The organism is Actinomycetospora flava (assembly GCF_037400335.1).
GTDB classification, from domain to species: Bacteria; Actinomycetota; Actinomycetes; order Mycobacteriales; family Pseudonocardiaceae; genus Actinomycetospora; species Actinomycetospora flava.
On sequence record NZ_JBBEGM010000035.1, the window covers coordinates 1 to 1,326 of the forward strand.

Sequence of the window (1,326 nt, forward strand, 5' to 3'; positions counted from 1 at the left end):
GGCGGATTCAAGGGGCGGTCGCAACACCTCGGGTAGGAGCGGGGTGGGGGTCGTGGGTCGACCGCGCAGTCGGGTGCGGGAGCGGGCGTTCTGGCGGGCTCGGTTGGAGGGCTTGGAGCATGAGGCCGCGTGCGCGTTGGTGGGTGTGTCGCAGCACCGGGGGTGGCGCTGGGTTCGCGAGGTTGGCGGGATGGTTCCCGATCTGCGTGAGCCGAAGGGCCGGTACCTGTCGCTGGCCGAGCAGGAAGAGATCTCCCGTGGGCTGGCCGCTGACCTGTCCTACGCCGAGATCGGCCGTCGGATCGGGCGGGACCGTTCGACGGTCAAGCGCGAGGTCGACCGCAACCACGTGACCCGGGAACGCCGTGGCGCGCACGGCGGTGCCCGGACACCGGCGGGGCCGCCGCGACCGTATCGACGTGTCGATGCCCGTCAGGCCCGTCGGGACGCCTACCGGGCCGGGCCGGCGCGGCACAAGGCCGACCAGCGGGCGCGACGCCCGAAGCCGACCAAGTTCAGCGGGCATCCTGAGCTGGTCACCGAGGTCCAGCAGGGCCTTGAGCTGCACTGGAGCCCCGAGCAGATCGCGGCCGAGTTGCGCGTCCGGTTCCCCGACCGCCCGGAGATGTGGGTGTCCCACGAGACGATCTACCAGGAGCTCTACGTCCAGGGACGGGGCAGCCTGCGCCGCGAGCTGCACCGCTGCCTGCGCACCGGTCGTGCGCTGCGCCGCCCGCGGGCCTTCACCCGCCGCTCGGGCCGGCTCCACATCCCGCCCGAGATCATGATCAGCGAGCGGCCGGCCGAGGCCAGGGACCGCGCGGTGCCCGGGCACTGGGAGGGCGACCTGATCCTCGGGGCCGCCAACGGCTCCGCGATCGGCACCCTGGTCGAGCGCTCCACCCGGTTCGTGCTGCTGCTGCACCTGCCCGAGCGTCACGACGCCGCGGCCGTGCGCGACGCCATGGTCCCGGCCATCCGCGCCCTGCCCGCCGGGCTGCGCCGCTCGTTGGCCTGGGATCAGGGCAGCGAGATGGCCCGCCACCACGAGATCCGCATCGCGGCGGACCTGCCGATCTACTTCTGCGACCCGCACAGCCCCTGGCAGCGCGGCAGCAACGAGAACACCAACGGGCTGCTACGCCAGTACTTCCCCAAAGGCAGCGACCTCTCGGTCCACACCGCCGACGACCTCGCCGCCGTCGCCGCCGAACTCAACGGCCGACCCCGCAAAACCCTCCAGTGGCGATCCCCAGCCCGCGCCCTCGACCAACTACTCTCCGGCCCACCAATCACCGGTGTTGCGACCACCCCCTGAGCCCACGG

At 72.7% G+C, this 1,326-nt stretch carries 1 protein-coding gene; it reads left to right on the top strand.

Going from position 1 to position 1,326, the window contains the following annotated elements; genetic code table 11:
- The first annotated feature begins 52 nt into the window (after positions 1–52).
- Positions 53–1,318 (top strand): IS30 family transposase, encoded by a 1,266-nt coding sequence (locus WCD58_RS33540; RefSeq protein WP_444876334.1) that lies wholly within the window; start codon positions 53–55, stop codon positions 1,316–1,318.
- Positions 1,319–1,326: the final 8 nt, after the last annotated feature.